This window comes from Siphonobacter sp. BAB-5405 (genome assembly GCF_002872335.1).
Classification (GTDB): Bacteria; Bacteroidota; Bacteroidia; order Cytophagales; family Spirosomataceae; genus Siphonobacter.
The window spans coordinates 1-1,423 of sequence record NZ_NJAG01000060.1 but is presented as its reverse complement, the minus strand read 5'-3'; the positions used below and the strand labels follow the sequence as shown (position 1 = coordinate 1,423).

Genomic DNA, 1,423 nt, shown 5'->3' with positions numbered 1-1,423 from the left:
GGGGCGTGTATCGCCAGAGCTGGTAAGCGTATACGTCAGGCCGATACTTGGCTTTAGAACCCATGAAGTAATCAATGCCAATGACCAGTACGCTGTCACTGACCATCAGATCGGGGCCCATAAAACCGGTAAAAACCAGTTGCACGCGTGGCGTTCGGAACCTGGGATCGTAGGCCCTCATGTTCCGAAAAGCGGTACGCAGATCGGCCTGTAGGGGCTGGAAGTTTTGAAAACTTTCCTGAGCCTGTTTATAAAATTCCCGTAGGCTTGGTTCGTTTACTCTCCGGTGCAGTTCGGTAACGAGCTGATTACGATCCTGGAACTCATTTTTCGGGAAATAGTTGTTTACAAAACCGGGATGCGTATCCAGCCAGTGCTTGACCTCTTCCCTGGAAGAGCAGGCAAAAAGTGAAGAATCCAGCCGTTCGATCGCTAAATGAATCTGGATGGTATCGGCTCCGGGCAGCGTTTTTAGCGTATGCTGACCTGACTCTGTAGACGACTCGCACGCGGCAAAAGTACCCAAGATTCCAGCCAAGAAGCTGATAATCAAAATTTTTCTCATGAAAAAGACCTTCAAAAAATCGAGCAAAATTACGCAAAAAAATCTCCTGTTGGGGCTTTTCTTCACTCTTTCCTTTACAGCCACCGCTCAGTACCGCCCGGTTCGGGAAAAGTATCGCGAAGATCGGGGCCTGGTTCGGTATCGTCCCACAGGGGTACAAATGGGTTTTAAAGTTTCCCCATTCATCAGTGGTCACCGCATTGAAAGTGCCGGTGAATACAGCTCCTTTGATAATAACGGAGCAGGCGTTCGGCTCAGTCTAGGACCCATCGCTGATTTCTTTTTTACCGATAAATACGCCTTTAGTACGGGCTTGTGGTATACGGTGAAACGGGTGAATGTACGTAATTCGGCGACGTTCTTAAGTAATCTGACCCCACCAGGCTCGGCGACGACCTCTCAGTTTAACCTCCAGTATTTACAGCTTCCGGTTACGTTCAAGTTGCTGACCAATGAAGTAGCCGACCGCCTCCGTCTGTTTGTACAGTTTGGGGGCGTAGCGGATCTAAAACTGTCAGAAAAGCCCATCAATCGTCCCTTAAATGCGTTGTTTCTTTATAATGACTCGAAAGATCGGAGCCGGTCTTTTGGTTTTGGAGACGTGAATTTACTGCTGGCTGGTGGCGGTGAATATGCGTTAAGTGGCAGTGATGCTCTGGTATTTGGATTGAGCTATCAAAGAGGACTGGTTAATCTTTATCGGGATCGTGATTTGTCCATCAAAAGCAACTGCTTTTTTCTGGATTTAGCATATAAGTTTTAAATACTATTTTAGAAATAACAATAAATTAATAAATCATACATTAGTTTAATTTCTGTTTTAATCTTACAAATTTTAAACACCAAGCGCATASAATT

1 protein-coding gene and 1 pseudogene are annotated in these 1,423 nt (G+C 45.7%); one reads left to right on the top strand and one right to left on the bottom strand.

The genetic code is table 11. From position 1 onward, the window contains the following. Positions 1–565: pseudogene (locus tag BWI97_RS25060) on the bottom strand (hypothetical protein); the annotation flags it as partial. Between BWI97_RS25060 and BWI97_RS25055 the strand changes: the two are divergent. Next, positions 564–1,328 carry a porin family protein gene (locus BWI97_RS25055; RefSeq protein WP_094815130.1) on the top strand — a complete coding sequence of 255 codons (765 nt, stop codon included), beginning with the start codon at positions 564–566 and terminating at the stop codon, positions 1,326–1,328. The pseudogene BWI97_RS25060 and the gene BWI97_RS25055 sit on opposite strands and share 2 nt — an antisense overlap. Positions 1,329–1,423 lie beyond the last annotated feature (95 nt).